The organism is Variovorax sp. GW821-FHT09D07, assembly GCF_059416345.1.
Genome location: NZ_JBWKOY010000003.1, coordinates 410,064 through 432,985, shown reverse-complemented (window position 1 = coordinate 432,985; position 22,922 = coordinate 410,064). Strand labels below are relative to the sequence as shown.

The window sequence follows — 22,922 nt, the reverse complement described above, 5'->3', positions numbered from 1 at the left end:
CAATCGGCATGGTCTCGCGTTTCGACTGAAACCTTTCTTCTGCCCATGACGCGTCTCGCCTCCCTCTCCTTCATCGCCCTGGCCACCGCACTCGCCTGCGGTGGCGCGGCCGCACAGACCGCCTTCCCTGCCACGCTCGCCGGCCACGCCGTGCTGCCCGCGCAGAGCTTCGTTGCCGCACCGAAAGACGCGCCCGCCGACCTGCAGGTCAGCGGCAAGTTCACCTCGGGCAAGCGCGTCGAGGCGCTGGGCACCGTCGAAGGCCTCTCGGCCGGCCGCGGCACTGGCGTCTCGGTGCCCTTCAAGGGCCAACCGCTGCAGGGCCACTCGGGCATCAAGAAGATGGACGACGGCTCGTTCTGGATCCTCACCGACAACGGCGCCGGCGCGAAGGCCAACTCGCCCGACTTCATGCTCTACCTGAACCACTACAAGGTGGACTTCAAGAGCGGCAAGTTCAATCGCATCAACACCATCTTCCTGCACGACCCCGACAAGAAGGTGCCGTTCCGAATCGTTCACGAAGGCACGAAGCAGCGCTACCTGACGGGTTCGGACTTCGATCCCGAGAGCTTCCAGTTCGCCGGCGGCGCGCTGTGGATCGGCGAGGAGTTCGGCCCCTTCCTGATCAAGGCCGACCTGAAGGGCAAGGTGCTCGCCGTGTTCGACACGCAGGTGGACGGCAAGGCCGTGCGCTCGCCCGACCATCCGGCCGTGACCACGCCGGGCGCGCCGGGCGGCGCGGTCGATTTCCAGATCAAGCGCTCCAAGGGCTTCGAAGGCATGGCCTCGTCCAAGGACGGCAGCAAGCTCTATGCACTGCTCGAAGGCCCGGTGTGGAACGCCGAGGTCAAGGACTACGAGAAGGTCGACGGCAAGGAAGCGCTGCGCGTGCTGGAGTTCGACGTCGCGACCGAGAAGTGGACGGGCCGCCATTGGAAGTACGTGCTCGAAGCCAACGGCCACGCCATCGGCGACTTCAACATGATCGACGGCACCACCGGCCTGATCATCGAGCGCGACAACGGCGAGGGCACGAGCGACAAGGCCTGCCCCGAAGGCCAGAAGCGCACCGACTGCTTCCACGACATCGCGAAGTTCAAGCGCGTCTACAAGGTCGAGCTGAGCGACGCGAACGTGGGCGGCGCGGTGCGCAAGATCGGCTACATCGACTTGCTGAACATCGCCGACCCGAACAAGCTCGCGCGCAAGCCGCTGAACGACGGCGTGCTCAAGTTCCCGTTCTTCACCATCGAGAACGTCGACGTGGTCGACGCCACCCACATCGTCGTCGGCAACGACAACAACCTGCCGTTCTCCAGCAGCCGCGAGCCGAACAAGGCAGACGACAACGAGCTGGTACTGCTCGAAGCCGGCGCGTTGCTGCAGGCGAAGTAAGGCGTACGGCGGCGCCCGCCTTTCAAGGCCCCGCTCGCGGGATGGGCGGGGGCGAGAAAAACCCAGAAGATGAGTATGATTCTCATTCTCCAGGTTTCTCCTCTCCCTCTGTCCCATGAATTTCCGAACGACCTCGCACGTCGTCCGGCGCCCGTCGTGAGCGCCGGCCTCCGCTACCGGATGGGCGTCGCGTCGCGGGCCGTCGCCGCCATCGCGGGCGGTTACGGCGTCGCCGCGCTGTCGGCCGCCGTGCTCGCGCTGGGCCTGCCTGCCCTCTTCGGCATGGCGCGCAGCGAAGCCGCGCTGACCGGCACGCTGGCCTCCTTCCTCGTCTACGCCGTGGCCGTGATGTGGGTCTTCGCGGCGCGCTCGGCGTGGCGCGCCTGGACCGGCCTTGCCATCGCGGCGGCCCTGCAGGGTCTGCTGTTGCTGCTGTGGACCCAGGGCGGCGGAGGTGCCGCATGAAGGAAGGATTCCGTCAGTCGATGGCCTGGCTGCACACCTGGTCGGGCCTGCTGGTCGGCTGGGTGCTCTTCATGGTGTTCGCGGCCGGCACGGCCTCGTACTTCAAGGACGAGATCACCTTCTGGATGAAGCCGGAGCTGCACGCCGTGGCGCCTGGCACGGTGCCGCAGCCGGTGGCCGCCGACAACGCGCTGGGTTTCATGCAGCGCCACGCGCCCGATGCCACGCGCTGGTTCATCACCCTGCCCACCGAGCGCGAGCCCGGCGTGAGTCTGCTGTGGGCCAAGCCGCCGCCACCCGGTTCGCCGCCCGTGGACCGGCGCCGCAGCTTCGACCGCGCCATGCTCGACCCGGCCACGGGCCAGGCGATCACCGCGCCGCGCGAGACGCGCGGCGGCGAGTTCTTCTACCGCCTGCATTTCGACCTGCATTACATGCCCGCGCTCTGGGCGCGCTGGATCGTCGGCTTCTGCGCGATGTTCATGCTCGTGGCCATCGTCAGCGGCATCGTCACGCACAAGCGCATCTTCAAGGACTTCTTCACCTTCCGCCCGAAGAAGGGCCAGCGCTCGTGGCTCGACGCGCACAACGTCACCGCCGTGCTCGCGCTGCCGTACCACGCCATGATCACCTACACCGGGCTGGTCACGCTGATGTTCATGTACATGCCGTGGGGGCCGCAGGTGGCCTACAAGGCGCACGGCGGCAACGACACCTTCTTCGCCGAGGCCTTCCCGGGCGGCGTGCGCACGCAGATCAAGGCCTCGGGCACGAAGGCCGCGCTGGCGCCCCTCGCGCCCATGGTGGCGCAGGCCACGGCCCACTGGGAAGGCGCGCCCGTCGGCCGCATCGTGGTGCACCAGCCCAACGACGCCAACGCCGTGGTCTCGCTCACGCGGGCCGAAGGCCGGCACCTGTCGTACGACCAGCCCAGCATGCAGTTCAACGGCACGACCGGCGCGCTCATCGGCACCTTCGGCGACGTGCCCAAGGCCGCGGCCGAAACGCGCGGCGTGCTCTACGGCCTGCACATCGGCCGCTTTGCCGATCCGCTGCTGCGCGCGCTGTTCTTCGTGTCGGGCCTGGCGGGCTGCCTGATGGTGGCGACGGGCCTCTTGCTGTGGGCCGTGAAGGAGCGCCAGAAATACGCCAAGACCCTCAAGCAGGGCGGACGCATCGGCTTCGGCCTGCGGCTCGTCGACGGCCTGAACCTCGGCGCGATCGCGGGCTTGCCCGTGGCGATGGCCGCCTTCTTCTGGGCCAACCGCCTGCTGCCGGTCGACGTGGCCGGCCGCAACGAGGCCGAGATCCGCTGGTTCTTCATCGTCTGGGGCGCCACCGCCGTGCTGGGCCTGCTGCGCCCGACCCTGCGCATGTGGCAGGCGCAGCTTGCGCTCGGCGCGCTGCTGTTCGCACTGTTGCCGGTGCTCAACGCCTTCACCGGCCCCGCGCCGCTCACCGTGAGCTTGCGCAGCGGCCCGAGTTCGGTGGCGGGCTTCGACCTCGTGGCGATCGCGCTCGGCCTGGGGTTGGCGGGTGCGACCTGGCTGGTGGAGCGCAAGCGCCGCAAGGCTTTGGCCGCGCCGAAGAAGGCAGTCAAGCCGCCGCCGACAGAGCTCGCAGCGTCGGGCCAGGGGTCGTGATGCCGCTGCTCGGGTTGGTGTTCGCCGCCTCGCTGGCCGGCTTCTGTGCGCTGAGCCTCGCGATGGACCGCCACAGCGAAGACGTCTTCGGCCGCGGCAGCACGCCGGGTGCCTGGCGCCGCTGGCTGCAGCTCGGCGGGACGGCGCTGCTGTGCCTGTCGCTGTGGGCCAGCCTGGAGGCGGCGGGCGGGTCGGTGGGGTGGGTGCTGTGGCTCGGGGCGCTCACGGCGGCGGCGCTGGCGACGGTGGGGCTGCTGAGCGGGTTGCCGCATCGCTTTCACTGGATCGCGTCTGCAGCAGGGGGCGTTGCGTTTCTCAGTCTGCTGTTCTGCTTGTGATCGCGCGGGCATCCGGGCCCGCACCCGTCCGCGCACTCAGTGGACGATCTTCCAACCCACGATGAGGTAGGTCGCGAAGGCGGTGGCGATCCAGATCCACGCCAGAGCGCGTTGCTCCTGATCGAGCGGCGCGTGCAACGGGCGGCTGCCCGCGGGCACGGCCAGGCGGGTCGTCGGCGAATCGATCCCGACCGCCTGCAGGGTGGCTTCCGACCATTCGCTCGGCCGACGCCGAAATTCGGCGAGCGCATGCAGCCATTGCGGTGGCAGCAGGAGCGGTGCGGCCAGTGCCATCAGCACGGCGCAGAAGGCGCGCAACGGTCTTGATGCATGCGCACGAGGCCCGGCGAAAAAATTCAGGGTGCCAGCCAGGTCCAGGAACAGGCGTTCGCGGTCGTGTTCCGGTGTCCGCCAGCGGGTGGCGGGCAATTGCTCGGGGCCGTGACGCATGAACACCGCGATGAAGTCGACGACGGCCTTGCACGTCTCGTTCTCATGCGATTGCGTGCATCGATGACCGAAGCCCCAGCTCGGCAGCGGCAACGTCAATGGCTCCGTGCCCTGCTCCATTGTGGTGACGAGGGCATCGTCCTTGTTCAGCATCAGCAGACGCAAGTCTTCGGAGGTCTGCGTCGCGGGGCATCCCTTGCGATGGGCGACACGGATGCGCTCCCACGCGACCCAGCGGTCCTTCCCTTCCTCGCGCCACCACAGCCTTTGGTTGCGCCGGTCGCACAGAATCCCGACGGTCAACGGCGAGGGGCGCAGCACCTCCCTGAAGGTCATGAAAATCGAGCGCGCGCCGAAAATCACGGCGTACAGCGTCACGCCGATCAACCAGAGCGCGATCAGCGTGCCCATGATCGTCTGGGGTATGTCTACATGGAACAGCAATGCCACCAGCGGCGCGGCCATCAGCAGACCGAACCAGATCGCATAGGCGGACACGACGGACTCGGGCTCCCGCAATTCCAGTGCGGTATCGCTGATCCGCGAAATCACGCCTTCGGCGCAGACCGAGGACAGTGGCGTCCCCTTGGACGCGTGGACGTCGTAGATGCGGTACTCACGTCCATCGAACCGGTCCGATTCCTTGTGATGCAGCAGCCACTGCTGCATCCAATACGGCGGGCGGTCGTCCACCAGCCTGGCGCGCCGCTTGCGGACGGTGTTCACCCCCGCATCAACGCCTCGATCTCATCCGCCTTCACCGGCACCCCCCGCGAAATCAGTTCGCAGCCCGTGGCCGTGACGATCGCGTCGTCTTCGATGCGGATGCCGATGTTGTGGAATTTCTCGGGCACGCCTTCGCCGGGCCGCACGTAGATGCCGGGCTCCAGCGTCAGCACCATGCCCGGGTGCAGGATGCGGCTCGGGCGGTTCTTGATGAGCTCGTTGGACAGCGGGTCCTTGCGCTCGCTCACCTCGCCCACCTGCGTGGGTTCGACATAGCTGCCGCAGTCGTGCACGTCCATGCCCAGCCAGTGGCCGGTGCGGTGCATGTAGAACTGGAAGTAGGCGCGCGAATCGATCACGTCGTCGACGCTGCCGACCTTGTTGCCGTCGAGCAGGCCCAGGTCGAGCATGCCCTGCGCCAGCACCTTCACGGCCGCATCGTGCGGGTCGTTGAAGCGGTTGCCGGCCTTGGTGGCGGCGGCCGAGGCGTCCTGGCTGGCGAGCACCAGGTCGTACAGCGCGCGCTGCGGGCCGCTGAACTTGCCGTCGGCCGGGAAGGTGCGGGTGATGTCGCTGGCGTAGCCGTCGAGTTCGCAGCCGGCGTCGATCAGCACCAGCTCGCCCTTGCGCACGGGCGCGGCGTCGGCGCGGTAGTGCAGCACGCAGGCGTTGGCGCCGGCCGCGACGATGGAGCCGTAGGCCGGGTACTGCGAGCCGCCCAGGCGGAACTCGTGCAGCAGCTCGGCGTCGAGGTGGTACTCGCGCACGTCCTTGCCCTCGCGCAGCATGCGGGCCGACAGCTGCATCGCGCGGATGTGGGCGCGGGCGCTGATCTGTGCGGCGCGGCGCATGATGTCCTGCTCGTGCGCGTCCTTGACCAGGCGCATCTCGTCGAGCGGGCCGCACAGGTCGCGCTGTTCCTCGGGGCACAGCGCGCCGTAGCGCACGCGCGCGCGCACCGACTGCAGCCAGCCGTCGATGCGGGTTTCCAGGCCCTTGTGGGTGGCGAAGGGGAACCACACGGTCGAGCGGTTCTCGAGCAGCTTCGGCAACTTCGCGTCGAGGTCGTTCACCGAGAAGGCCTCGTCCACGCCCAGCGCGGCGGGGGCGGCGTCGGGGCCGAGGCGGTAGCCGTCCCAGATCTCGCGCTCCAGGTCTTTCGGTGCGCAGAACAGCGTGGCGCGGCCGTCGCCCGCCAGCACCAGCCACGCGTTCGGCTCGGTGAAGCCGGTCAGGTAGTAGAAGTAGCTGTCGTGGCGGAACAGGAAGTCGCTGTCGCGGTTGCGCTGGCGCTCGGGCGCGGTGGGGACGATGGCGATGCCGTCCTTGCCCAGTTGCGAGGCGAGGCGCGCGCGGCGCTCGGCGTAGATCGTGGTGTCATTGAGCATGGGATTTCACTTTCGATACGGTGCAAGTCCGGGGTCCGCGGGTACCAGATGCCGCCATGGGAACACATCCTGTGCAAAGTGGCTGACGTAGCCGCCGATCGTTGACTGGATGACCATGAATTGCAGCCGCTGCCGCACGCTCTGCAGCTGTTGCAGCTGGGCCAGGTCGAGGCAGGTGTTGCGCAGCCTCAGCACGCGCAGCTGCGCGCCCACGGGGCTGTGCAGCAAGGCCTCGTAGTCTTCGAAGGCCGTGATGCCCCCGGGCGTCCGGTCGGCCGGCCACGCCATCTGCTGCTCGGTGGACTCGGAAAAATCCAGCAACCTGAGGCCCGGCAGCTGCGTCGCGGCGGCCAGGTGGCGGATGAAGTACTGCGTGGCGAAATGGGCGCCGACGCACAGGCTGGTCAGTTGCGGCAGCGGCACGGCGAAGAAGTCGGCGTTCGGCGCGTTCGGCACCGTCAGTTCGCTCAGGTGCGGCGTCTTGCGCACCCAGCGCGCGATGTCGCCGCCTTCCTCGAGGATGCCGTCGCTGGTGCAGACGAGCGACTGGTTGTGGTCCTCGGGCTGCGTCGGCTTGATGAACAGCGAGCGCAGGCGGGGAAACATCACCGGGCTCTCGAGCAGCGGCGTGAACATCCATTCGCGCGAGCCGTTGGCGCCGCTGTCGGGGCCGCTGAACGACAGCGAGGTGATGCAGTCGGCCACGTCCTGCCGGCTCAGGCAGGCCAGGGTTTCATCGAAGGCGTCGCCCCAGGTGTCGCCGAAGTACTCGACGTGCCAGCCCTGGCGCATGGGCGCGAGGCTCAGGTGCGTGAAGTCGCTCACGTAGAGCGGCACGGTCAGCGGGTCTTCGGGCGCGCCGTCGTTGCGTTCGGCGGCGGTCGCCAGAGCCAGGTCCTGCAGGCGCTGCGGCAGCAGGCGCAGGGCGTCGGGCAGCGGCGCGAGCGTCATGCGCCCGCTGCCGGCGCGACCCCGGCGTTGAGTTGCTGCAGGCGCTGCGGCGTGCCCACGTCGGTCCAGTCGCCGGTGTAGAGCTCGGCACTCACCTGCTGGTTGTCCATCGCGGCGCGCAGGATCGGTGCCAGCGGGGCCTTGATGCCGTCCGGATTGCCGGCCGGGATGTCGCAGTACGGCGGCGCGAACAGCGCGGCGCGGTACAGGCCGATGGTCGAGAAGGTGTATTTTTCGGCCGCCTGGTTCAGCGCAAGCCCGTCGGCCGAGAGGCCGAAGTCGCCCTTGGGGTTGTGCGCCGGGTTCGGCACCAGCCACAGGTGGGCGAGCTTGCCGCTGGCCAGGAAGCGGTCGACCGCGGCCTGGGTGAAGCGGAAGCCGGGCGCGAACACGTCGCCGGCCGCGACCCAGAACACCTCGCCCAGCAGCGGCAGCGCGCGCACGATGCCGCCGGCCGTCTCGAGCGCGCCGCCGAAGTCGCGGCCCTCGTCGGAATAGGAGATGGACAGCGCGCCATGCCCCGCCAGCACGGGGTTCGCGCCGAACCGGGCGGCGACCTGCGCGCCGAGCCAGTCGGTGTTGACCACCAGTTCGGTGAAGCCGCCCTCGGCCAGCGCTTCCATCGGCCACTGCATCAGCGGCTTGCCGCGCACTTCGAGCAGGGGCTTGGGCGTGGCGTCGGTCAGCGGCCGCATGCGTTCGCCGCGGCCGGCGGCCAGGATCATCGCGCGCACCGCCATCACCGCACCGACCCGGCCACACGGCCGCGTTGCAGTTCGTTGCGTTCGCTGTGGCGGGGCTGGAACAGGGCCACCAGGCACGCCATCAGCGCATGCGCCTTGGCCGAGTGGTCGGCGCCGAAGTTGCAGACGTACACGTCGAGCGTCACGCCGCGCTGCTCGGGCCAGGTGTGGATGCACAGGTGCGATTCGGCCAGCAGCAGCGTGGCCGTCACGCCGCCCGGCCCCTGCGGCGTGGCCGGAAAACCATGGACCAGCTTGCCCACCGCCTGCAGCCCGGCGGCGGCCACGGCCTTGGTGCAGACCTCGCCGAGCGCGCGCCCGTCGGTGAGCCATTGGAGGCCGCATTGGCAGTCGTGGAGATCGGCGGTGAGGTGCAGCCCTTGCATGGGGGGCAACTCTAGCAGCCGGGCCTGCGACACAAGAGAGCATCAGCGGGGTGTTGGCCCTGTATCGAGGCCGGGCGCGGCTCGCCCGGTAAAATCTCGGGTTCTCCCGTATCCCCCACCCACCCTTTTCCCCCGAAAGCCCACTGCCCATGGCAAACCAAGCCCTGATGGCCAACGCGATCCGCGCGCTGGCAATGGATGCCGTTCAACAAGCCAATTCCGGACATCCGGGCGCACCGATGGGCATGGCCGACATGGCCGTCGCCCTGTGGGGCGAGCACCTGCGCTACAACCCCGCCAACCCGCACTGGTTCGACCGCGACCGCTTCGTGCTGTCCAACGGCCACGCCTCGATGCTGATCTACGCGGTGCTGCACCTCACGGGCTACGACCTGCCCCTGGCCGAGATCAAGAACTTCCGCCAGCTGCACAGCAAGACCGCCGGCCACCCCGAAGTCGACGTCACCCCCGGCGTCGAGACCACCACCGGCCCGCTGGGCCAGGGCATCACCAATGCCGTGGGCTTCGCGCTGGCCGAGAAGCTGCTGGCCGCCGAGTTCAACCGCAAGGACCTGGCCATCGTCGACCACCACACCTACGCCTTCCTGGGCGACGGTTGCATGATGGAAGGCATCAGCCACGAAGCCTGCGCCCTCGCCGGCGCCTGGCACCTGAACAAGCTGATCGCCCTGTACGACGACAACGGCATCAGCATCGACGGCCAGGTCAAGCCCTGGTTCATCGACAACACCGAAGAACGCTTCAAGGGCTACGGCTGGAACGTCGTCGGCCCCATCGACGGCAACGACGCCAAGGAAGTGGCCAAGGCCATCGCCAAGGCCAAGAAGGAAGCCACCAAGCCCACGCTGATCGTCTGCAAGACCACCATCGGCAAGGGCAGCCCGAACCGCGCCGGCACCGCCAAGGCGCACGGCGAGGCGCTGGGCGCCGAAGAAATCAAGCTCACGCGCGAAGCCATCGGCTGGCCCTACCCCGCCTTCGAAATCCCGGCCGAGGTGTATGCCGACTGGGACCACAAGGCCGAAGGCGCCAAGACCGAAGCCGCCTGGAACGACACCTTCGCCGCCTACACGGCCGCGTACCCTGAACTCGCCGCCGAGTTCACGCGCCGCATGAAGGGCGAGCTGCCCAAGAACTTCCACCAGGTTGCGTTCGACACCGTGGTCGCCGCCCACACCAAGGGCGAAACCGTGGCCAGCCGCAAGGCCAGCCAACTCGCGCTGGAAGCCTTCACGGCCGCGCTGCCCGAAATGCTCGGCGGCAGCGCCGACCTCACGGGCTCCAACCTCACCAACACCAAGAGCACCGCCGCACTGCGCTTCGACGCCAAGACCGGCGCCGTCGTGCTGAACGCGCCCCCCGCACCGGTGGTGCCCCAGGGCGGCGAAGACGAAGCCGCGCAGGGCGATGCCGTCGAGCCGCCGCACGGCGAGATCGGCCGCCACATCAACTACGGCGTGCGCGAATTCGGCATGGCCGCCATCATGAACGGCGTGGCGCTGCACGGCGGCTACATCCCCTACGGCGGCACCTTCCTCACCTTCAGCGACTACAGCCGCAACGCCATCCGCATGGCCGCGCTCATGAAGCGCCGCGTGGTGCACGTGTTCACGCACGACTCCATCGGCCTGGGTGAAGACGGCCCGACGCACCAGTCGATCGAGCACGCCGCCTCGCTGCGCCTCATTCCCAACCTGGACGTCTGGCGTCCGGGCGACACGGCCGAAACCGCCGTGGCCTGGGCTGTCGCACTGCAGAACGCCACGCGCCCGACCGCCCTGTTGCTGAGCCGCCAGAACATCGCCTACGCCGCCAAGAGCGACCTGGGCGACATCAGCCGCGGCGCCTACGTGCTGTCCGAGCCCGAGAACGTCGGCCTCAAGAACAAGAAGACGGCAGCGGTCATCATCGCCACCGGCTCCGAAGTGCAGCTCGCGCTGGCCGCCCAGAAGCTGCTGGCCGACAAGAAGATCGCCGTGCGCGTGGTGTCGATGCCCTCGACCACCACCTTCGACCGCCAGGACCTGGCCTACAAGAAGGCCGTGCTGCCCAAGAAGATCCCGCGCGTCGCGGTCGAAATGGGCTGCACCGACGGCTGGTGGAAGTACGGCTGCGCGGCCGTGGTCGGCATCGACAGCTACGGCGAGTCGGCCCCCGCGCCCGTGCTGTTCAAGCACTTCGGTTTCACGGCGGAGAACGTGGCCGCCACCGTGGAAGCGGCCCTGCGCGACTGAGCGTCGCGCGGTTCGTCCTCTTCCCGTCCGATCAAAAGTTTTTCAACCTTAGGAGCAAGTCAGATGGCTATCAAACTCGGTATCAACGGCTTCGGCCGCATCGGTCGCAACGTGCTGCGCGCAGCCGTGCAGAACTTCAAGAACGACATCGAAATCGTTGCCATCAACGACTTGCTCGAGCCGGAATACCTGGCCTACATGCTCCAGTACGACTCGGTGCATGGCCGCTTCAAGGGTGAGGTCACGGTCGAAGGCAACACGCTGATCGTCAACGGCAAGAAGATCCGCCTGACGCAGGAGCGCGACCCGTCGCAACTCAAGTGGAACGAAGTCGGCGCCGACATCGTGCTCGAGTCGACCGGCCTCTTCCTCACGAAGGAAACCGCGCAGAAGCACATCGACGCGGGCGCCAAGAAGGTGATCCTGTCGGCCCCCTCGAAGGACGACACCCCCATGTTCGTCTACGGCGTGAACGACAAGAAGTACGCCGGCGAAGCCATCATCAGCAACGCCAGCTGCACCACCAACTGCCTGGCCCCGCTGGCCAAGGTGCTGAACGACAAGTGGGGCATCAAGCGCGGCCTGATGACCACCGTGCACGCCGCCACCGCCACGCAGAAGACTGTGGACGGCCCGAGCAACAAGGACTGGCGCGGCGGCCGCGGCATCCTGGAAAACATCATTCCCTCGAGCACTGGCGCTGCCAAGGCCGTGGGCGTGGTGATCCCCGAGCTGAACAAGAAGCTCACGGGCATGAGCTTCCGCGTGCCGACCTCCGACGTGTCGGTGGTCGACCTGACCGTCGAACTCGTCAAGGACGCCACCTACGCCGAGATCTGCGCCGAAATGAAGGCACAGAGCGAAGGCGCGCTGAAGGGCGTGCTGGGCTACACCGAAGACAAGGTCGTCGCCACCGACTTCCGCGGCGACCCGCGCACCTCGATCTTCGACGCCGAAGCTGGCATCGCGCTGGACGGCACCTTCGTGAAGCTCGTGAGCTGGTACGACAACGAGTGGGGCTACTCGAACAAGTGCCTCGAGATGGTGAAGGTCGTGTCGAAGTAAGACTTCGCGGCTCCCACAAAAAACGCGCCCTCGGGCGCGTTTTTTTATTGGGCGAGTGGTCGTTGAACGGCTCAGCGCAGCTTCTCGTTGCGCCGGATCTCGCTGCTGAGCTGCGCCGTCATCCGCGTGGCCGCGCGTCGGGCGGCCAGGCCGTAGTCGCCGTTGAACTCGCCGAACTCCGCCGTGCCGTTGCCGACCGCGCGCACGCGCGTGACTTCGGCGCCTGCGGTGTCGGTCACCACGCAGGCCACCTCGGCCGTGAAGGCGGTGGGCGGCCAGGTGATCCATGAAGACGAGCTCGAATCGGTCTTGATCTGCGGCGTGAACACCAGCGACACGCCCGCTGCCTCGTTGGCCTTGGCATCGCCGGCAGTGCGCAGCACGACCACGTTGCGGTAGACCGCGCGCAGCGCGTCGCGGATCGATTTCTCGAGGTCGCGGTACGGGTAGTAGCTCACGCGGTCGCCGCTGCCGCCGGCGGTGGTCACCTGCAGATCGCGTTGCGCATCGGTCATCACGTAGGCCACCTTCTTGGGGATGAGGTGGGCGGCCGACCGGGGCGGTGCGGTCTCGGTGATCATCGTGATCGGGTGGGCGCAGCCCGCCAGCAGCACGGCGGTTGCCAGTGCGGCGGCCAGTCGGGGCGTCAGGGAAGAAAGAAGCGACATGGTGCGTTCCCGGCCTTACTGCGCAGGCGGCGCGATGGCCGCGACGAATTGCGGATCGGCATACACCTGCCGCAGCAGCGCCCGCACCAAGCGCGGGTACGCGGCCTGCCCGGCGGGCACGGCCACGATGTTGGCGTAGCTCGAATCGAAGGCGATCTCGCCGCGGTAGGTCTTGCGCAGCGTCTGCGCGGCGTTGCGCGTGACGGTGACTTCGACGTCCATGCGGCCCGAGCCGTTGATCACGCCCAGGTCGAGCTCGTTGACGAGGATGCGCGCCGCGATGCGGGTCGGCGCCTTGGGGTCGTAGACCGAGATTTCGCCCAGGTCGCGCATCAGCGCGTCTTCGAGGTACTGGGCGAAGGTGCCGCTGGGCGACACGAGCCTGGCGCGGCGCAGGCCCAGGGTGTTGATCTTGTCGTTCGGGTCGGTCGGTTGCACCTTGGCCACCGCGACCTTGCCGGGGTTGTGGGCCTCGAGCCGGTCGAGCGCCTCGTAGTCGGCGGCATAGGGCGGTGCGCCGAGCTGTGCGCAGCCCGTGGCCAGTGCCGCCAGCAGGAGCGCGCCGGTGCGCCAGCGCAGACCCTGCGGTCTGGAGACGATCGCCATGTCTTGAACCCCCTCGTCCGAGATGTCTTCTTCTCCCCGGCGCGAGGGTAGCAGGCATCGCGCCGCGCGCGAAGGTGGCGGCGGCGCAGCAGGGTCAGATCGGCTCGAGCACGTGGATGCGCTTGCTCTCGGTGAGCTCCCTGGTCTGGGCGCTGAAGGCCGCCATGTGCGGCGCGACCGCGTGCGCCTGCAGGGCCGGCAGCGAGGCCCACTTCTCGATCACCACGAAGGTGTCGGGCCCGAAGCTGGCCTTCGACGGGGGGATGCCCTGCGCGTCGATCGTGGCGGCGTACTCGATGCAGCCCTCTTCGGCGAGCACGGCGGCGCGGTTGGCCTTGAAGGCTTCGAGCAGCAGGGCGCGCTGGCCGGGCTTGGCGGTGATGACGGCAACGACTTGGATCATGGAACAGGGTCTCCGGTGAAGTGACATGAACTGAGGAATGCAACGACCGAATCTACGAGATCGCACGCCGGTGCGCAGGTCCGGTGGGCGACAAGGCCGGCATGCACATGCCGCATGCGACAGTTACCCGCGAGACACACTCTCGCCCCGCCACGGTCGTTGCGAGGTCATAGGATCGGGTCATCTTCCGCATCGACCTGCCTTTGCCATGTTCATCGTCACCCTGACCTACATCCGTCCGCTCGAGGAACTCGACGCGCTGATGGATGCGCATGTCACCTGGCTCAAGAAGCACTACGCCAGCGGCCTGTTCGTGGCCTCGGGGCGCCAGGTGCCGCGCAAGGGCGGCGTGATCCTCGCGCGCTCGGGCGACCGCGAGGGGCTCGAGGCGGTGCTGGCGCGCGACCCCTTCGTGCAAGGCGGCGTCGCGCGCACCGACGTGATCGAGTTCATCCCGAGCATGACCGCACTGAGCGTCGAGGTGCTGCGCGGCTACTGAGAGCCGCGCAGCCTCGGAAGCCGATCAGGCCCCCGGCACTTCCTCGCGCCCGTCCGGGTGCCGCGCGAAGCGCGCGGCCTCGGCGCCGTGCACCGGCGCCGGGTCGGCCCAGGGCCAGCCGCCGAACTGGGTGCGGCGGTAGTCGGCCATCGTCTGAGCGATCTCGGCCTGCGTGTTCATCACGAAGGGGCCGTACTGCGCCACCGGCTCGCCGATCGGGCGGCCCTGCAGCAGCAGGAACTCGCCGTCGCCCTCGGGGCCGTTGCACAGCTCCACCGCTGCGTCGGCGCGCAGCTCGATGGCCGCCGGCCCGTCGATGCGCCGGCCCGCCACCTGCGCCGTGGCGCCCTTGAAGAAATACAGCATGCGCCGCGTGCCCTCGCCGGTGGCGGGCGGCAGCGTCCAGCGCGCGCCGGGCGTCATGCGCAGCGTCCAGATCGCCAGGTCGGCGCCGGCCTGAGCGGCCCACGAAGCGGGCGGCGGCGCGAGCGGGTCGATGGCCGCCTGGGCCTGCGCGTCATCGCCGCCGAAGCGCCCGGCGATCACCGCCACCTCGGTGCGGCCGCCCTGCGCATCGTCCGAGGCGAAGCGCGGAATCGCCTCCGACCAGAACATCGTGAAGTGCGGCTCGGCCATCTTGTTTTTCGCCGGCAGGTTGAGCCAGATCTGGAACAGCTCCAGCGGATTCGGCGCGCCGGCGTCCAGCAGCGGGAACATCTCCGAATGCACGATGCCCTTGCCGGCCGTGAGCCACTGCACGTCGCCGCCGCCGAAGCGCGCCGTGGCGCCCAGCGAGTCGGAATGGTCGACCAGGCCCTTGCGCACGATGGTCACCGTCTCGAAGCCGCGGTGCGGGTGCGAGGGAAAGCCCGGCACCGTCTCGCCGTGGTACATGCTCCAGCCGTCCTTGCGGCTGAAGTCCTGGCCGATCTGGCGGCCGGCCAGCGAGGCCTCGGGGCCCATGCGGCCGTTGGCCTTCGGGTACGCGTCGTCGTGATAAACGCAGAACAGGAAGGGGTCCAGCGTCTGCCACGGGAAGCCGAGCGGCTGGACCTGGACGATGGGAGACGCGCTGCGGTTGTCGTTGCTGTCGGACATGTCGGTATTCCTTGGTGAGGCAGGCACGGCCGCCATGCGGGCCGCGCCGGAACCAGGAATATCGGGGCGGCGCCGCCTTTCGGTAGGTGCCTTCCGCGCAACGATCAAGAGCGCATATGGAACGATGGGCATCGTCCGGCCCCCACGTTCACTGCGAGGGCATCTCGGCGTTCGGGTCCATGTAGACCAGTTCCCAGATGTGGCCGTCCAGGTCCTGGAAGCCGTGGCCGTACATGAAGCCGTAGTCCTTCGGCTCGCGCGGCGTCGTGCCGCCGGCGGCCACCGCCTTGGCGACCAGCTCGTCGACCTCGGCGCGGCTCTCGCACGACAGGCACACCAGCACCTCGTTCTCCTTGCGGGCGTCGGCGATGCCCTGGTTCGTGAAGGTCTTGAAGTAGTCCTCCATCAGCAGCATCGCGTGGATGCTGCCTTCGTGGATGACCATGCAGGCAGCGTTCGCGTCGGTGAACTGCGGGTTGAAGGTGTAGCCCAGCGCGCCGAAGAAGGCCTTGCTCTTGTCGAGGTTCCGGACGGGGAGGTTCACGAAGATCTGCTTGGTGGCCATGGTGGGGTTCCTGTGCTGATGAAGGGTGAATGGGGTGTTTTCCGACGTCTTGTGTACGCCGTCCACAAAAGATATCAAAGAAAATGGACGGTGTCCACATGATTTTTCGGCGCACCGGAAATCGGCCGGCACCACCTCGCTGAGGGGGAAAAAGAGCGGGCATCATGAACACCATGGAAATCGAGTTCAAGTTCTGCATTCCCGCCGGCCGCCTGAAGGCCGTCGAAGCCGCATTGCGGCGCGGCGCCGTCGTGCGCACGCGCCTGCAGGCCCGCTATTTCGACACCGCCGACCAGCGTCTTGTCGCCGACGGCATGGTGCTGCGGCTGCGCAAGGAGGGCCGGCGCTGGGTGCAGACCGTCAAGGCCGCCGGCGACAACGCGCTGCACCGGCTCGAGCACAACGTTGACCTGGGCACCGGCGCCGCCACGCCCGCCATCGACCCCGCACGCCATGCCGGCACGCCCGTCGGCGAGCGGCTGGCCCGCTTGCTGCAAGCGGCCGACGGCGGCGCGGTGCCGCTGGTCGAGCGCCAGTCGACCGACATCGTGCGGCTCACGCGCGACCTGCGCGTGAGCGGCCCGGGCGGCGCCGTCGTCGAGATGGCACTCGACGTCGGCAAGGTCGTCGCGCACGCGGGCACGCCCGCGCAGCGCGCCTCGCCCGTGTGCGAGCTGGAGCTCGAACTCAAGAGCGGCGACGTGCAGGGGCTCGTGGCGCTGGCGCGGCGCTGGTCGCAGCAGCACGGCCTGTGGTTCAGCACCGTCTCGAAGGCCGAGCGCGGCATGCGCCTGCTGGCCGAGCTGGAGACGGTGCCCGCCGTCAAGGCCGAAGCGCCGCGCTTCCCCGCTCATGGCCGTGACGGCCGCGCCATCCAGCAGGCCGTGGTCGCGTCGTGCCTGGACCAGATGCTGCCCAACGCCAGCGAGATCGCCGCGGGCAGCACCGACGAAGAGCAGATCCACCAGCTGCGCATCGGCATCCGCCGCCTGCGCACCGCGCTGCGCGAACTGGCGGGGCTCGACGCCGACGCCAGCCGCTTCGACGCCGCCACCTGGGAGCCGCCGCTGGTCGACGCCTTCCGCGCGCTCGGCGAACTGCGCGACCGCGAACAGGTCGTGAAGCTCGCGCAGCCGCGGCTGCGTGAAGCGGGGGCGCCGGAGGTCGATCCGTTGGCAGGCGATGCGGTTGCTGTTGCCGCGCAGGCATCGACACCCGGCGACATCGTGCGCGCCGCCGCGTTCCAGGACGTGCTGGTGTCGCTGATCGGCTTCACTGCCGCCGCACCCGAGTCGACGGGCCCGGCACTACTCGCCGCTGACGAGGCCCTTCAGCTGCTGCGCGAGCGGCTCCAGCGCCTGCACAAACAGGCGGTGCGCGACGGCCGGCGCTTCGAATCGCTCGCCACCGAACACCAGCACCGCGCACGCAAGCGGCTCAAACGCCTGCGCTACCTGGCGGAGTTCGCGGCGCCGCTGTTCGCCGAGGCGGAAGGCGGCAAAAAGAAGAAGGACGCGGCCGAGCGCTACCTGAAGGCCCTGCGCCCCGCGCAGGACGCACTGGGCGCGTTCAACGACGAAGCGGTGGCGCTCGCGCTGTACCGCGAGGTCGCATCGCGCGACCCGCGTGCGTGGTTTGCGGTGGGATGGTTCAGCGCGCGCCGCGCGGCGGGGGCGACGGCGTGTCGCGAGGCGCTGGAGAGAATCGGCGAGGCGCCGAGGTTCTGGAAGAAGAAGTAACCAGGAAGCAACTGGCGAAGCGAACGCCGGGCCACGCGGCCCTCGGCGTTCGTCACCGACCCTGTCACTCAGTGATGGTGCCCATGCGCCCCATGCACATGCCGGTGCTCGATCTCCACCGGCAGCGCCGCGCGCACGTCCGTCACCTGCAGGCTGAACTTCAGCGCCTTGCCGGCCCAGGGGTGGTTGCCGTCGAGCAGCACGACCGGGCCCTTGATCTTGGTCACGGTGAAGACGTGCTCGGTGCCGTCGTCGAGCCGGCCCTGCAGCTGGCCGCCGACCTTCACGCCGGGCGGGAACTCGGTCTTGGGGATGGTGCGCACCAGCGCTTCGTCGCGCTGACCGAAGGCGTCTTCGGGGGCGAGGTTCAGCGTGGTCTGGTAGCCCTTTTCCTGGCCGTCGAGCGCCTGCTCGATCTTGGGCAGGGTGTTCTCGTAACCGCCATGCAGGTAGGCCATCGGCTCGGGGCTGGCTTCGATGAGCTTGCCCTGGGCGTCGGCGACTTTGTACTTGAGGGTGACGACGGTGTCTTTTTCGATTTTCATGGCGGGCATTTTCTGTGGAAATCGATCCGCGTCCGAAGTCAGGTCATCCGCGCCCGCCACACATCCGGCAACGCCTCCTCCTCCCGCAGCTTCTGCGTCACCATCCCGATGAACGCCGACACCGCCCGCGGCAGGTGCTTGCGGCTCGGGTAGACCACGCTCAGCCCGTGCCCGGTGCGCTGGTACTGCGGCAGCACCGGTACCAGCCGCCCGGCCTCCACATCGAGCCGCCCCATGGCCGGTGGCAGCAGCGCGATGCCCAGGCCGGCGATGGCGGCCTTGCGCAAGGCCTGCGCGGTGTTGCCGCTGAAGCGGCCGCCGACCTGTACTTCTTCTTCCTTCCCGCCGGGCCCGGTCAGGCGCCACGTGGTGCGGCCGCTGGGGTGGGCGGGGGTCACGCAGTCATGGTCGGCCAGCTCGCCCAGCGTGGCGGGCGTGCCGCGCGCGGCCAGGTAAGCGGGGCTGGCGACGAGGCCGTCGGTGCGCGGGCCGAGCAGCTGGCGGGCGACGTACCCCGAGTCGGCCAGCGCTCCGCCGCGGAAGGCGATGTCGATCTGCTCGGCGATCAGGTCGGCCTTGGCGTCGCTGAGCACGAACTCGACGCGCACCAGCGGGTACGCGGCCAGGAAATCGGCCACCCAGGCCATGGGGAAGAAGTCGAAGAAATCGGCCGTGGCCGCCACGCGCACCCGGCCGCTGGGTTCCTGGCTGCCAGTGATGAGCGCCTGCCCGGCCTCGACCAGCCCGTCGACCGCCTCGGCGCACTGTTCGTGAAACGCCTGCCCGGCGCCGGTGAGCGTGAGCTTGCGGGTCGAGCGCTGCAGCAGCCGGGTGCCGAGCTGCGCCTCCAATTGCTGGATGCGCCGGCTCACGGTGTTGGGCGGCAGGCCCAGTCGGCGGCCGGCCTCGGCAAAGCTGCCGTGGCGCACCACCTGCACGAAGACGGCGATGTCGTTGAGGTCGAGCATGGCGAGGCTTATTCCTTCTGTTCGTGGACGAGTGCAATCCGACTCTACCGTCTAGTCGATCAATGCGTGCGTGCCTAACCTTCAGTCCATGGCCTTCCCGGCCTTCGACCACCCCCAATTCATTCAGGAGCACGCACCCCATGAGCGCACAACAACCCCGCATCGGCATCGTCATCGGCTCGACCCGCGAAGGTCGCTTCGGCGAGAAGCCCGCGCACTGGATCCACGAGATCGCGAAGCAGCGCACCGACCTGGCCTTCGAGCTGGTCGACCTGCGCGAGCACCCGCTGCCCTTTTTCAACGAAGCCGGCGCGCCCGCCTGGGGCCCGGTGAAGAACGAGGCCGCGCAGCGCTGGCAGGCCAAGCTGGCGACCTTCGACGGGCTCATCATCGTCACGCCCGAGTACAACCACGGTCCGAGCGCGGTGCTGAAGAACGCGATCGACTGGGCCTACAAGGAGTTCATCCGCAAGCCGATCGGCTTCGTGGGCTACGGCGGCGTGGGCGCGGCGCGGGCCGTGGAGCAGCTGCGGCTGGTCGCGGTCGAGATGCAGATGGCACCCGTGCGCAACGCCGTGCACATCGGCATGGTCGAGTTCCTGGGCATCTGGCAGCAGGGCAAGAGCTTCGGCGACTTCCCGCACCTGGCGCAGTCGGCCACGGGCCTGCTCGACGACATGGCGTGGTGGACCCGCGCACTGAAGACCGCCAGGGAGGCCGTATGAACGCAGTGGTTGCCACCGACACCCGCGCCATCGTTTACCGCACGCGCGGCGCGAAGCACGGGCCGATCACGCGGCTCATGAGCCCCGGCGACCTGGGCGAATACCTCAAGCCCTTCGTGTTCCTCGACCTGTTCGGCTTCGATGTCGACGGCGGCCACAAGGGCTTCGGCCTGCACCCGCACTCGGGCATCGCCACGCTGACCTGGCTCATCGAAGGCGACACGCTGTACGAGGACACGACCGGCGAACAGGGCGTGCTGCGCGGCGGCGGCGTCGAGTGGATGCGCGCCGGCAACGGCGTGTGGCACACGGGCGCACCGGCGCCGGGCGTGACGCGCGTGCAGGGCTTCCAGCTCTGGGTGGCGCTGCCGGCCGCCGAAGAAAACGCGCCCGCGCAGAGCATGTACCTCGCGCCTTCGCAGGTGCCGCAGGAAGGCCCGGCGCGCGTGCTGCTCGGGCGCTACGGCGCGGCGCAGAGCCCCATTCCGGCGCCCTCGCCGATGAACTACCTGGCCGTGCAGTTGAAGGACGGCGAACGCTGGCGCTACACGCCGCCCGCGGGCCACACGGTGGGCTGGGTGGCCGTGAATGCGGGCCGGCTCGACGCGGGCGACGGCACCGGCGGCCCCATCGGCACGGGCGAGCTCGCGGTGTTCGAGGAGTCCGGTGCGGCCATCGACGTCGTGGCGCAGGGCGACACGGCCTTCGTGCTCGGCTCGGCGGTGCCGCATCCGCACGAGCTGGTGATGGGCCATTACTCGGTCCACACCAGTCGCGCGACGCTCGACCGGGGCGAGGCCGAGATCCGCCGCATCGGCGCCACACTGCGCGCACAAGGCCGGCTCGCCTGAGCGACGAACCGCGCGTAAGCCAGCATGCGCCGCGCGGGCGGCTGCGCCAGAATCGTTCGCTTCTGTTTTTCGCGAACGATCCCGCAGCCGCCCGCCATGAATCTCGTCGACGCCTTCGCCGCCCACGCCACCCGTTTCATCGACATCCGGCGCGACATCCACGCGCACCCCGAACTCGGTTTCGAGGAGCACCGCACCTCCGAGAAGGTCGCGAGCCTGCTCACCGAATGGGGCATCGAGGTGCACCGCGGCATCGCGGGCACGGGCCTCGTCGGCGTGCTGCGCAAGGGCACGGGCAGCCGCACCATCGGCCTGCGCGCCGACATGGACGCGCTGCCGCTGCACGAAGCCAACGAGTTCGCCCACAAGTCGACGAACCCCGGCCGCATGCACGCCTGCGGCCACGACGGCCACACGACGATGCTGCTGGCCGCCGCCTGGCACCTGTCGCAACAAGGGCCGGATGATTTCGACGGCACCGTGCATTTCATCTTCCAGCCCGCCGAGGAGATGGGCAAGGCCGGCGCCAAGAAGATGATCGACGAGGGCCTGTTCGAGCGCTTTCCGTGCGACGCGGTCTTCGGGCTGCACAACTTTCCCGTCGGCGACGTGGGCCGCTTCGCGCTCAACGAAGGTGCGCTGATGGCATCGAGCAACACCTACAAGATCACCGTGCGCGGGCGCGGCACGCACGCCTCGATGCCGCACACCGGTATCGACCCGGTGGCCGCGGTGGTCACGCTGGCGCAGCAGCTGCAGACCATCGTGGCGCGCACCATTCCCAGCACCGAGCGCGCACTGCTGGCGGTCACGCAGCTGCAGGGCTCGGATGCGCCCAATGTGATTCCCGATGTGGCGACGGTGGGCGGCACGATCCGCACCTTTTCCATCGAGGCCATCGACAAGCTCGAGGCGCGGCTGCGCGAAGTGGCGGCCGGCGTGGCAGCGGCGCATGGCTGCACGGCCGAGGTGTACTTCAACCGTTCCTCGCCGCCGACGGTGAACCATCCGGCCGAGGCGCGCTTTGCCGCCGGCGTGATGCGCGAGGTGGTGGGCGACGACATGGTCACCGACAACTTCCCCGCCGTGATGGGCGCCGAGGACTTCGCCCACATGCTGCTCGCGCGGCCCGGTTGCTACGCCTTCCTGGGCAATGGCGACGGCGACCACCGGCTGGACGGCCATGGGCCCGGCCCTTGCATCATCCACAACACCTCGTTCGACTTCAACGACGAGATCATCCCGATCGGTGCCAGCTATTTCGTGAAGCTGGTGCAGCGCTGGCTGCCGTCGGGCACCTGAAAAACAACTTTTTTGTTGACGATGAAAGCGGCCACCTCGATGACTTTTCCCCTGTTCACCCGACGTTCGCTGGCTGCGCTTGCAGCCGCCGTGGCCCTGGGCGGCCTTGGTGCCGCGCACGCGCAGCAGCGCGTGATCCACATCATCGTGCCCTTCGGCACGGGCGCCGTGCAGGACACGGTGGCGCGCGCCTTCAACAACGAGCTGGGCGTTGCGCTCGGCGGCAGCGCCATCGTCGAGAACCGCGCGGGCGCGGGCGGCACGGTGGGCGCGGCGGTGGTGGCCAAGGCGCCGGCCGACGGCAACACGCTGGTGCTGGCGGCGGCCAGCCACAACATCGCGGGCTTCCTGTACAGCAAGCTGCCCTACGACCCGCTGAAGGACTTCGTCGGCGTGGCCAACGTGGGCAACGCGGGCTACGTGCTGGCGGTGGCCAGCGGCATGAACGTGTCGACCACGGCCGACTTCATCAAGGAGGTCAAGGCCAACCCCGGCAAGTACAACTACGCCTCGGCGGGCAACGGCAGCGCCACGCACCTGGCGATGGCGTCGTTCCTCGCGAAGGCGGGGCTGCAGATGACGCACATCCCGACCAAGTCGACCGGCGAGGCCGTGAACGAGGTGCTCGCGGGCCGGGTGCAGGCGGTGATCTCGTCGAGCATCGGCGTGATGGGTTTCCAGGACGACGCACGCGTGAAGCTGCTGGCCTCCACGGGCCAGGCACGCAGCCCCTTCCTGCCGAAGCTGCCGACGGTGGGCGAGAGCGGCCTGCCGGGCTACGCCTTCGATTCGTGGATTGGCCTCTTGGCACCGGCGGGCACGCCGAAGGCCGAGGTCGAGCGCATCAATGCGGCGGCCAACAAGGTGCTGGCCGATCCGGCGATCCAGGAACGCTTCAAGCGCCTGGGCGTGGAGCCGCGCAGCCAGAGTGCCGAAGCCTTCCAGAAGCTGCTGCGTGCGGATTGGGATGCGATGGGGGCGGTGGTGAAGGCTTCCGGAGCCAAGGTCGACTGACCTTCTTGTTGTTGTCCGGGGCGCGTGCCCGGGCCACCGGGTACTTCCCTCCGCGAATGTCCCCCGGGGCTGCGCCCCTCCTCCTTGATTTCGCTGCGGGAAGCACCCAGTGTCCCGGGCACGGGACACGC

24 protein-coding genes are annotated in these 22,922 nt (G+C 68.8%); 12 read left to right on the top strand and 12 right to left on the bottom strand.

Annotated features, from left to right (window positions below; translation table 11 throughout):
* The first annotated feature begins 45 nt into the window (after window positions 1–45).
* The 4 genes from AC07OX_RS13475 (at window position 46) to AC07OX_RS13460 (ending at window position 3,844) form a co-directional block, all read left to right on the top strand.
* Window positions 46–1,398 carry an esterase-like activity of phytase family protein gene (locus AC07OX_RS13475; RefSeq protein WP_495261305.1) on the top strand — a complete coding sequence of 451 codons (1,353 nt, stop codon included), beginning with the start codon at window positions 46–48 and terminating at the stop codon, window positions 1,396–1,398.
* 156 nt (window positions 1,399–1,554) lie between these two features.
* Window positions 1,555–1,863 carry a DUF3649 domain-containing protein gene (locus tag AC07OX_RS13470; protein WP_370680729.1) on the top strand — a complete coding sequence of 103 codons (309 nt, stop codon included), beginning with the start codon at window positions 1,555–1,557 and terminating at the stop codon, window positions 1,861–1,863.
* Complete coding sequence (locus tag AC07OX_RS13465) at window positions 1,860–3,506, top strand: PepSY-associated TM helix domain-containing protein (RefSeq protein ID WP_495261306.1); 1,647 nt, start codon at window positions 1,860–1,862, stop codon at window positions 3,504–3,506. The genes AC07OX_RS13470 and AC07OX_RS13465 overlap by 4 nt, the downstream gene beginning before the upstream one ends.
* Window positions 3,506–3,844: a DUF3325 domain-containing protein gene (locus AC07OX_RS13460; protein WP_319358189.1), complete on the top strand. Its 339-nt coding sequence runs from the start codon at window positions 3,506–3,508 to the stop codon at window positions 3,842–3,844. The genes AC07OX_RS13465 and AC07OX_RS13460 overlap by 1 nt, the downstream gene beginning before the upstream one ends.
* 36 nt (window positions 3,845–3,880) lie before the next feature.
* On the opposite strand, the gene AC07OX_RS13455 is transcribed toward AC07OX_RS13460, so the two are convergent.
* The 5 genes from AC07OX_RS13455 to AC07OX_RS13435 are packed head-to-tail and all read right to left on the bottom strand — an operon-like array spanning window position 3,881 to window position 8,488.
* Window positions 3,881–5,020, bottom strand: a complete 1,140-nt coding sequence (locus tag AC07OX_RS13455) for a hypothetical protein (protein ID WP_495261307.1) — start codon at window positions 5,018–5,020, stop codon at window positions 3,881–3,883.
* Window positions 5,017–6,408, bottom strand: coding sequence for an aminopeptidase P N-terminal domain-containing protein (locus AC07OX_RS13450; RefSeq protein ID WP_354345955.1), 1,392 nt, complete (start codon window positions 6,406–6,408; stop codon window positions 5,017–5,019). Before AC07OX_RS13450 ends, AC07OX_RS13455 begins: the two co-directional genes overlap by 4 nt.
* 6 nt (window positions 6,409–6,414) lie before the next feature.
* Window positions 6,415–7,359, bottom strand: a complete 945-nt coding sequence (locus AC07OX_RS13445; protein WP_495261308.1) for a hypothetical protein — start codon at window positions 7,357–7,359, stop codon at window positions 6,415–6,417.
* Window positions 7,356–8,084 carry a nucleotidyltransferase family protein gene (locus AC07OX_RS13440; protein WP_495261309.1) on the bottom strand — a complete coding sequence of 243 codons (729 nt, stop codon included), beginning with the start codon at window positions 8,082–8,084 and terminating at the stop codon, window positions 7,356–7,358. Before AC07OX_RS13440 ends, AC07OX_RS13445 begins: the two co-directional genes overlap by 4 nt.
* A gap of 14 nt (window positions 8,085–8,098) precedes the next feature.
* The gene (locus AC07OX_RS13435; RefSeq protein ID WP_153281429.1) at window positions 8,099–8,488 is read right to left on the bottom strand and encodes an S-adenosylmethionine decarboxylase family protein; all 390 of its coding nucleotides are present in this window, start codon (window positions 8,486–8,488) and stop codon (window positions 8,099–8,101) included.
* A 149-nt stretch (window positions 8,489–8,637) separates the two neighbouring features.
* Between AC07OX_RS13435 and AC07OX_RS13430 the strand changes: the two genes are divergently transcribed.
* Complete coding sequence (locus AC07OX_RS13430) at window positions 8,638–10,743, top strand: transketolase family protein (RefSeq protein ID WP_062473533.1); 2,106 nt, start codon at window positions 8,638–8,640, stop codon at window positions 10,741–10,743.
* Window positions 10,744–10,806: 63 nt separating this feature from the next.
* Complete coding sequence (gap, locus tag AC07OX_RS13425; RefSeq protein ID WP_056575024.1) at window positions 10,807–11,808, top strand: type I glyceraldehyde-3-phosphate dehydrogenase; 1,002 nt, start codon at window positions 10,807–10,809, stop codon at window positions 11,806–11,808.
* A 71-nt stretch (window positions 11,809–11,879) separates the two neighbouring features.
* On the opposite strand, the gene AC07OX_RS13420 is transcribed toward gap, so the two are convergent.
* From AC07OX_RS13420 to AC07OX_RS13410, 3 genes are all read right to left on the bottom strand, one after another.
* Window positions 11,880–12,476 carry a hypothetical protein gene (locus tag AC07OX_RS13420; RefSeq protein ID WP_492698510.1) on the bottom strand — a complete coding sequence of 199 codons (597 nt, stop codon included), beginning with the start codon at window positions 12,474–12,476 and terminating at the stop codon, window positions 11,880–11,882.
* A gap of 15 nt (window positions 12,477–12,491) precedes the next feature.
* Complete coding sequence (locus tag AC07OX_RS13415; protein ID WP_139702926.1) at window positions 12,492–13,082, bottom strand: hypothetical protein; 591 nt, start codon at window positions 13,080–13,082, stop codon at window positions 12,492–12,494.
* Between the two features lie 94 nt (window positions 13,083–13,176).
* A complete protein-coding gene (locus AC07OX_RS13410; protein WP_062473527.1) occupies window positions 13,177–13,485 on the bottom strand; it encodes a putative quinol monooxygenase in 309 nt (102 codons plus the stop codon).
* 208 nt (window positions 13,486–13,693) lie between these two features.
* Between AC07OX_RS13410 and AC07OX_RS13405 the strand changes: the two genes are divergently transcribed.
* Entirely contained in the window at window positions 13,694–13,984 is a 291-nt protein-coding gene (locus AC07OX_RS13405) for a YciI family protein (RefSeq protein ID WP_062473524.1), read from the top strand.
* 24 nt (window positions 13,985–14,008) lie between these two features.
* Here the strand turns inward: AC07OX_RS13405 and AC07OX_RS13400 are convergent, their stop codons facing one another.
* Both AC07OX_RS13400 and AC07OX_RS13395 read right to left on the bottom strand, forming a co-directional pair.
* Window positions 14,009–15,082, bottom strand: a complete 1,074-nt coding sequence (locus AC07OX_RS13400; RefSeq protein ID WP_495261310.1) for a pirin family protein — start codon at window positions 15,080–15,082, stop codon at window positions 14,009–14,011.
* A gap of 148 nt (window positions 15,083–15,230) precedes the next feature.
* Window positions 15,231–15,647 carry a VOC family protein gene (locus AC07OX_RS13395; protein ID WP_307582369.1) on the bottom strand — a complete coding sequence of 139 codons (417 nt, stop codon included), beginning with the start codon at window positions 15,645–15,647 and terminating at the stop codon, window positions 15,231–15,233.
* A gap of 164 nt (window positions 15,648–15,811) precedes the next feature.
* Here AC07OX_RS13395 and AC07OX_RS13390 point away from each other — a divergent pair, with 164 nt between their 5' ends.
* A complete protein-coding gene (locus AC07OX_RS13390; RefSeq protein WP_495261311.1) occupies window positions 15,812–17,386 on the top strand; it encodes a CYTH and CHAD domain-containing protein in 1,575 nt (524 codons plus the stop codon).
* A 68-nt stretch (window positions 17,387–17,454) separates the two neighbouring features.
* Here the strand turns inward: AC07OX_RS13390 and AC07OX_RS13385 are convergent, their stop codons facing one another.
* A complete protein-coding gene (locus AC07OX_RS13385) occupies window positions 17,455–17,931 on the bottom strand; it encodes an FKBP-type peptidyl-prolyl cis-trans isomerase (RefSeq protein WP_495261312.1) in 477 nt (158 codons plus the stop codon).
* A 38-nt stretch (window positions 17,932–17,969) separates the two neighbouring features.
* Window positions 17,970–18,899 carry a LysR family transcriptional regulator gene (locus AC07OX_RS13380; protein ID WP_307637731.1) on the bottom strand — a complete coding sequence of 310 codons (930 nt, stop codon included), beginning with the start codon at window positions 18,897–18,899 and terminating at the stop codon, window positions 17,970–17,972.
* 140 nt (window positions 18,900–19,039) lie between these two features.
* Here AC07OX_RS13380 and AC07OX_RS13375 point away from each other — a divergent pair, with 140 nt between their 5' ends.
* The 4 genes from AC07OX_RS13375 (at window position 19,040) to AC07OX_RS13360 (ending at window position 22,791) form a co-directional block, all read left to right on the top strand.
* Complete coding sequence (locus tag AC07OX_RS13375) at window positions 19,040–19,624, top strand: NADPH-dependent FMN reductase (protein WP_495261313.1); 585 nt, start codon at window positions 19,040–19,042, stop codon at window positions 19,622–19,624.
* A complete protein-coding gene (locus AC07OX_RS13370) occupies window positions 19,621–20,475 on the top strand; it encodes a pirin family protein (RefSeq protein WP_495261314.1) in 855 nt (284 codons plus the stop codon). Before AC07OX_RS13375 ends, AC07OX_RS13370 begins: the two co-directional genes overlap by 4 nt.
* Window positions 20,476–20,571: 96 nt before the next feature.
* Window positions 20,572–21,777, top strand: a complete 1,206-nt coding sequence (locus AC07OX_RS13365) for a M20 aminoacylase family protein (protein ID WP_095747339.1) — start codon at window positions 20,572–20,574, stop codon at window positions 21,775–21,777.
* A 39-nt stretch (window positions 21,778–21,816) separates the two neighbouring features.
* The gene (locus tag AC07OX_RS13360; RefSeq protein WP_495261315.1) at window positions 21,817–22,791 is read left to right on the top strand and encodes a tripartite tricarboxylate transporter substrate-binding protein; all 975 of its coding nucleotides are present in this window, start codon (window positions 21,817–21,819) and stop codon (window positions 22,789–22,791) included.
* Window positions 22,792–22,922 lie beyond the last annotated feature (131 nt).